The following is a 6,831-nucleotide window of genomic DNA, read 5'->3' on the forward strand; positions in this document are numbered from 1 at the left end:
GCCGGCCACAGCGAGTGCTGGCCCTCGTCGTTGACGAGCACGAAGTACGACGCCTCGTCGTTCTCGAACGGATTGGCCACGATGACACCTCACAAAAGCGGGCGGAACTGCGGTCGGAACGACCCTCGGATGCCGGCCTACAACATTCCTATGGCAATGGCATTGTGCGGATCACCTGGCCACAACCTGCCAGGGCCGCCGGGCGGTTATGGGGGAACGCAAAGTTCCGCCCGAGCCGGCCGACCGGGACGTGAGGATTCCGCTTTCTGTTCCCGCTGGCAGTAGCGGCATTCCCGGGCCGATCCCGGTGCGCGGCCACTGTCAGTTCGCTGCCACCGCAGCAGGCTGACAGCCTTTCTTCTGGTGGAGCGCCGAGGCTCGAAGCAAGAATCTTCTCGTGCAAACGCGATGCGCCTCCGGGGCGAGGTGAACGCGGCACATACGGGAACCGTTCGGCGATCCACATACGGAAGAATTTGGAGTTCATTAATGAAGTCCGCATTCCAGAAGCTCTCCGCCGTCACCACCATCGCGATCGCGCTGGCACTCGTGCCGCTGACCGCGGGCACCGCTTCGGCGGAGGAGCCGGGTTGGCAGTCGCCGGTGGCGGGCATCGGCGAGACCGTCACCGACGTGCTCGGCGAGCCGGGATGGCAGGACGTGCCGAACGAGCCCGGCTGGCAGAGCCTTCCGGCGGACTCCACGGAATGACCCTTTCCGGATTCTGACGAACGAGATCACCCCGCTCCGGGGCACCGGGCGGGGCGATCTTGTTCCCGTGTGACTCGTGTTACTCTGCCGCCGTTGAAGGACTTCGGGGGTTTCCTGAGACGGGGGTGTTGAGCGTGCTTGAGCCCATAGGATTAAGCACGGAAGCAACAGAGGTTTACCGGGCCTCGCTGCTGAATTCATGCGGATCGGTCGAGGAACTGACCGCGTTGGTCGGCCGCCCGGCAGAGGTCGTACGCGGCGCCCTGGACGAATGCGTACGGCTGGGCCTGATCCGGCCTTCCTGGGAGACGCCCGGCCGCGTGCACGCGATCAGCCCGGATGTCGCCCTCCAGGCCCTGTTGGCCCGGCAGGAATCCGCGCTGCTGGCCCGGGAGCGCCAGATAGCCGAGACCCGGGTGGAAGTGGCCCGCATTTCCGAGGAGTTCGCCGCCACCCGCAGCCGCCGCCGGCACAACGAGGTCGAGCAGCTGGAGGGGCTGGACCAGATCCGCGACCGCATCGGCGAACTCACCCTCGGCTGCCAGCGCAGCCTGGTCGCCTTCGCCCCCGGCGGGCACCAGACCTCGGACAACCGCGAGGCCAGCCGTCCGCTCACCGAGTCCCTCCGCGACCGCGGAGTGACGGTGCGCACCATCTACCTGGACAGCATCTACAACGACCCGGCCACCGTCGAACACGCCCGCTGGCTGGTGGAGACGGGCAACGACGTCCGGACCGTGGCGTGGCTGCCCGCCCGCATGATCATCTTCGACGGTGAGGCCGCCATCCTGCCCATGGACCCCGACAACAGCGGGGACGGAGCCCTCCTCTTCCGCGGCAGGGGCGTCCTCGCGGGCCTGTCCGAGCTGTTCCGGCTGGTGTGGGAACGGGCGGCGCCCATCACCAGCGCCCGCAAGCAGCGGACCAGCACGGACGACAAGGGACTGACCAGTCAGGAGAAGGCCGTCCTGCGTCTCCTCGGGGAGGGCTTCACCGACGAGGGCGTGGCGCGCAAGCTCGGGGTGTCGGTCCGCACCGGACGACGGATCACCGCCGACCTGATGGGGCGTCTCGGCGCCAAGAGCCGGTTCCAGGCCGGGCTGCGCGCGGCCCGCCTCGGCTGGCTCGACGAGGTGCCGGGCGCCGACGGGGACCCGGACGCCGGCCACTCCGGCGCGCTGGATCCGGCACCGCCCACCACGGCGGTTCTCCCGCGCCCGGAGCCGGCCGGCCGCCGGCTGGCCGACCGGTGAACCACCCTGGGGCGACGGCTCGTTGGGATCCCCGCCCGGCGACGGCCCGCCGGGCCGCCCATCCGGCAACGGCCCGTCGGGGTCCCCGCCCGGCGTCAGCCCGTCGGGATGCCCGCCCGGCAACGGCCCGTCGGGGTCCCCGCCCGGCAACGGCCCGTCGGGCCGCCCGCCCGGCGACGGCCCGTTGGGATGCCCGCCCGGCGTCGGGCCGTCGCGGCGCCGGACGGACCGGGGCGCGGGGACCCTTCACCGCCCCCGGTCACACCTCGCGGCGACGGGCCGGCGCGACACCGCGGACCGGCGCCGGGGCCCCGAGCGGTGCCGGACCGAGGAACGAACCCCGGTAGTACAGCAGCGGAGCGGCGTCCTCGCCCTCCTCGGGCACGTCCAGGTCCACCACCCGGCCGACCACGATCCGGTGGTCCCCGGCGGGCACCACGCCCTCGACCCGGCAGTCCACCCAGGCCAGGCCGCCACCGATGCGGGGGGACCCGGTCACCTCGGCCGGGCTCCACGCCACCCCGGCGAACTTGTCCGCACCGCTGCGGCCGAACCTCCGGCACAGCTCGGCCTGGTCCGCGCGCAGCACCGTCGCGCAGAACGCGCCCGCCCGCTCGATCCGGTGCCCGGTCGCCGACGTCTCGGCCACCGCGACGGACACCAGCGGCGGATCCAACGACAGCGAGGCGAAGGACTGGCAGGCGAAGCCGACCGGTTCCCCCTCGTGGACGGCGGAGATGATCGTCACCCCCGTACAGAACCGGCCGAGCACATCCCGGAAACGGCTCCGGTCGAAGCGGAGGGCGGCGGCGGTCGAGTTCACGCGTACCTCACAGGGCAGGGGGCGGACGTCACGTCGACGGCCCACGCTCCCCGTGGCCTCTACACGACAGCTACACCCGGCCCCCGCCCGGACGCGAGACCATCGGTTCCGGCGTGTGCCGGGACCGGCAGCGGCCCCCCGCCATAGGAACCCCGTAGAGGGCGGTCCTTCGATGGGTGACCTGCCGCAGGCCGCCGGGGCCCCGCTCCGCCGGCCGTCCGTCGAGATTCCCGAGAGAGGCCGCTGTGGCGATCATGGAGCCCTGGACACCTCTGGACATCGATCCGGAGGGCGTCGGCGGCCCGGAGGAACTGATCGAACGCCTGGACGCCATGGGCCCGGAGACGCTGAGCCGGCTCCTCACCGAGGAGAAGGCCCTCGTCTTCCGGGGCTTCGACATCACCTCGGGGACCCTCGACGACGTACTCGACCGGATCCTGCCGAACCGGTCCGGGCTGGCTCCGCGCCCCGCCACGCACGAACGGAACACCGACGACGTCTGGACGGTCTCGCGGGAACAGCCCCACATCGCGGTCCGCCCGTACAACGAGATGAGCTGTACGCACGCCTGGCCCTCGCGGATCGCGCTGTTCTGCCACACGGCCCCCGCCTCCGGCGGCGCCACCACGGTGGTGGACGGCGCGCGCTGGCTCGCCTCCCTCGCCCTCGACCTGCGCGAACGGTTCTCCCGCGGCGTCCGCTACGTCCGCTACCTGCACGACGGTTCGGGCCTCGGGGCGAGCTGGCAGGACGCCTTCGCCACGACCTGCCGCGAGGAGGTCGAGGTCTTCCTCGACGGGACCGGGACCGAGTGGCACTGGACCCCCGACGGCGGCATCCACGTCTCGTGGGTACGTCCCTCCGTGGTCACGCACGCGGTCACGGGCACCGACGTGTGGTTCAACCAGGTCCACCGCTGGCACCCGGCCGGCTGCGGCCCGGGCGAAGCCCTGTCCCGGGTCCTGTCGGTGGACCGGCTGCCCTGGAACGTCACGTTCGCCGACGGCTCCCCGATCTCCAGGGACGAGGTGAACCAGATCTGCGAGTCGGGCGCCGTCGCCGCGGTGGACGTCCCGTGGGACCGGGGCGATCTGCTGCTCCTCGACAACGTGGCTCTCGCCCACGGCCGCCGCCCCTTCACCGGAACGCGCCGCGTCCGCGTCGCCATGTCGGACTGATGCCCCACCACGCCCCGACCACGATGGAGCCCGATCATGCACGATGCCTCGTACCGGAGCCTGCGCGAGACCGACGCCGTCCACGTCTGGCGGGGCCGGGCGCCCGACCATGACGATCCGGCGGCCTTCGCCGTGCTCTCGGCGGAGGAACGCGCGGCCGCCGCCCGCCGGCCCGCCCCGATCGGCGCCCACTACGCCCACGCCCACGTCGCGGTCCGGCGGATCCTCGCCGGCTACCTCGGCGCCGATCCCCGGGAACTGCGGCTGGGCCGCCGGCCCTGTCCGCGCTGCCCGGACCGGACCCACGGCCGGCCACGCGTGGTCCTGCCCCGTACGGGACTCGACTTCAACCTGTCCCGCTCCGGGGCGCACTGGCTGCTCGCGGTCACCGCGGAACGGCCGGTCGGCGTGGACCTGGAGGTCGCGCGGCCGCACGCCGACCTCTGGCTCACCACCCCCGCCTTCATGTCCCCGGCCGAACTGCGCCACCTGACGGGCCTGCCGGACGAGGCGGCGCGTGTCGCCGCCTACTACCGCGCGTGGACCCGCAAGGAGGCCGTGGTCAAGGCCGTCGGCGTCGGCGTCGTGGCGGACCTGGCGACCGTGGAGGTCGCCCCGCACCTCCCCGGCCCCGTCCCGGTCCGGCACACCGAGTCACTCGGACCGCGGTGGTGGCTCGTGCACGACCTCCCGCTCGGGCCCGGCACCTACGGGGCACTGGCCCGGGAACCCGAGAGCAGCGGACCGGTCCTGCTCGTCGATCCGGCCACCGCCGCCTTCACCGCGGCCCCGTCCCCTCCGGGGCGTCGGGCTGACGCCCTTCCGCACTCCCGCGAGCGCTCCGGCACCGCGGCTCTCAGGCCGCCCGCTCCTGCCGGAAACGCCCGGTCCCGGCGCACAGCCGCAGCAGACTGTTGAGCTGGTACACCGGCTCGCCCGGCTCGTCCGAGAAGCCCAGCAGCCCCTCGTCGACCAGTGACTCCAGCCCCTCCTCCACCTCGGCGACCGTGAGCCCGAGACAGCGGGCGGCCGAGCGGGCCGAGAACTCGTCGCGCTCCAGCCCCGACAGCAGCAGAAGCAACTCGCGGTCCTCGTCGCGCAGCCGGCGCAGCGACATCTCCAGGCTGCGCGGCACCGACAACCCTCGCACCTGCAACTCCTGGAGCCGGCTGTGCGGGTCCGCCAGCCGGTCCGCGAGGCGCCGCAGCGAGGAACGCGGCCGGCCGGCCAGCCGGGTCGCCACGATGCGCACCGCGAGCGGGAGCCCGGCGCAGTGCCGGGCGATCTCCCGCGCGGCCTCGGGCTCGGCCTCGATGCGCATCGGGTCCACCGCCGCGGACAGCATCCGCAGGGTCTCGTCGGTGCTCAGCGGGGGCAGCACCATGGTGTGCAGTCCGCCGATCGGGCCCAGGGCGGTCTGGCTGGTGATCAGCACGGCGGGCTCCGGGGCCCCGGGCAGCAGCCCGGACAACTGCAGCTCGCTGACGGCGTTGTCCAGGAGGATCAGCAGCCGGCGCCGGGCCGTGCGGGTCCGGTACAGCCGGATCAGCTCGTCCAGGTCCGGTTCGGCCGCGCCCACCGGCTCCCCGAGTGCCCGCAGCAGACCGACCAGTACGTCCCTCGGGGTGCGGGGCGAACCGTCCCGGTGGCGCAGGTTCACGTACAACTGCCCGTCGGGAAAGGCCCCCAGGCACTCGTTGGCCGCGCGCACCGCGAGGGCCGTCTTGCCGCTCCCCGGCATCCCCGTCAGCAGGAACCGGCGGGCGTGCCAGGTGCGCTGTCCGCTCGGCGGCAGCAGCCGGCGCAGTTCCGCCAGTTCGGCCTCGCGGCCGGTGAAGTCGGGGATGTCCGGCGGGAGCATCGCCGGTGTCACCGCCCGGGCGGCGGCGACCGGCGCGGCCGGCTCCGTGACCGGCTCCCCCGCCAGCACCGCCTGGTAGACCTCGGCCAGCTCGGCGCCCGGGGTCACGCCCAGCTCCTCGGCGAGCACCCGGCGCCCCTCGTGGTACGCGATGAGCGCGTCGGCCTGCCGGCCGCACAGGTACAGGGCCTTCATCAGCTGGGCCCGCATCCGCTCCCGCACCGGGAACTCGGCGACGAGCGAGGTCAGTTCGGGCACCAGTTGCCGGTGCCGCCCGAGCGCCAGGTCCACCTCGATCCGCAGCTCGGTGGCGGTGGCCCGGGCCTCCTCCAGCCTGGGGAGTTCGGCGTCCGCCAGCAGCTCCGTGACATTCGACAGGGCGGTTCCCCGCCACAGCTCGAGGGCGCCCCGCAGGTGGGCGTCGGCCCGCTCCAGGTCGCCCGTGTCGTAGACCTCGGCACCGAGTCGGGCCAGCCGCTCGAACTCCAGGAAGTCCACCTGGGAGTTCGCGGTGTCCAGCGTGTAGCCGGGCAGCTGGCGGACGATCCGCACGCCGTCGCCGAGCTGCATCCGCAACCGCGAGATGTACGTGTAGATCTGCGCGCTCACCGTGGCCGGCGGGCTCCACCCCCACAACAGATGACTCAACCGCGTGTCGGAGACCACGCGCCCCCTGGCCAGCAGCAAGGCCGCGAGCACGGTCTTGATCTTGGTTCCCGACAGGACGACCGGCTCGTCGTCTCTGCGGGCTTCCACCGGACCGAGAATTCGGAACTCCATGACATCCCCCTGTTCGGCTGCCTCTGCCGCTCCAGTCTGGAATCGCGGGGGCCCGGATGGTGGCTTTCGCCTTGTCAGGAGGCTGCGGTGGCAGGTCCCTGCGAGCTTTTGCCCGTGACCCGCCCAGGAGGATCCACCACCGGAGCCTGCAACGTCTTGCGCTGCGCCTCCGCCGCCATCTCCTCATCACCGTTCAGATACGCCGTGGTCGCATCCACCGCGCCC

At 72.8% G+C, this 6,831-nt stretch carries 8 protein-coding genes; 4 read left to right on the top strand and 4 right to left on the bottom strand.

The window, feature by feature from the left end; all coding sequences use genetic code 11:
• Positions 1-80, bottom strand: an 80-nt coding sequence (locus tag ABZ948_RS40440) for an MbtH family NRPS accessory protein (RefSeq protein ID WP_189320364.1), incomplete at its 3' end; no start/stop codon positions are given.
• A 409-nt stretch (positions 81-489) separates the two neighbouring features.
• Here ABZ948_RS40440 and ABZ948_RS40445 point away from each other — a divergent pair.
• Together ABZ948_RS40445 and ABZ948_RS40450 are read left to right on the top strand one after the other, a co-directional pair.
• Complete coding sequence (locus tag ABZ948_RS40445; RefSeq protein ID WP_359768126.1) at positions 490-711, top strand: hypothetical protein; 222 nt, start codon at positions 490-492, stop codon at positions 709-711.
• 134 nt (positions 712-845) lie between these two features.
• Complete coding sequence (locus ABZ948_RS40450) at positions 846-1,964, top strand: LuxR C-terminal-related transcriptional regulator (RefSeq protein WP_359768127.1); 1,119 nt, start codon at positions 846-848, stop codon at positions 1,962-1,964.
• Positions 1,965-2,223: 259 nt separating this feature from the next.
• Here the strand turns inward: ABZ948_RS40450 and ABZ948_RS40455 are convergent, their stop codons facing one another.
• A complete protein-coding gene (locus tag ABZ948_RS40455; protein ID WP_359768128.1) occupies positions 2,224-2,787 on the bottom strand; it encodes a flavin reductase family protein in 564 nt (187 codons plus the stop codon).
• A 254-nt stretch (positions 2,788-3,041) separates the two neighbouring features.
• Here ABZ948_RS40455 and ABZ948_RS40460 point away from each other — a divergent pair, with 254 nt between their 5' ends.
• Both ABZ948_RS40460 and ABZ948_RS40465 read left to right on the top strand, forming a co-directional pair.
• Positions 3,042-3,965, top strand: coding sequence for a TauD/TfdA family dioxygenase (locus ABZ948_RS40460; RefSeq protein ID WP_359768131.1), 924 nt, complete (start codon positions 3,042-3,044; stop codon positions 3,963-3,965).
• 36 nt (positions 3,966-4,001) lie between these two features.
• A complete protein-coding gene (locus ABZ948_RS40465) occupies positions 4,002-4,883 on the top strand; it encodes a 4'-phosphopantetheinyl transferase family protein (RefSeq protein WP_359768129.1) in 882 nt (293 codons plus the stop codon).
• On the opposite strand, the gene ABZ948_RS40470 is transcribed toward ABZ948_RS40465, so the two are convergent.
• Both ABZ948_RS40470 and ABZ948_RS40475 read right to left on the bottom strand, forming a co-directional pair.
• Positions 4,822-6,582 carry an AfsR/SARP family transcriptional regulator gene (locus ABZ948_RS40470; protein ID WP_359768130.1) on the bottom strand — a complete coding sequence of 587 codons (1,761 nt, stop codon included), beginning with the start codon at positions 6,580-6,582 and terminating at the stop codon, positions 4,822-4,824. The genes ABZ948_RS40465 and ABZ948_RS40470 overlap by 62 nt on opposite strands.
• A gap of 98 nt (positions 6,583-6,680) precedes the next feature.
• Positions 6,681-6,831 (bottom strand): DUF6507 family protein (locus ABZ948_RS40475; protein WP_359768132.1); only part of this gene is annotated, 151 nt, incomplete at its 5' end.

This window comes from Streptomyces olindensis (assembly GCF_040645895.1).
Classification (GTDB): domain Bacteria; phylum Actinomycetota; class Actinomycetes; order Streptomycetales; family Streptomycetaceae; genus Streptomyces; species Streptomyces olindensis.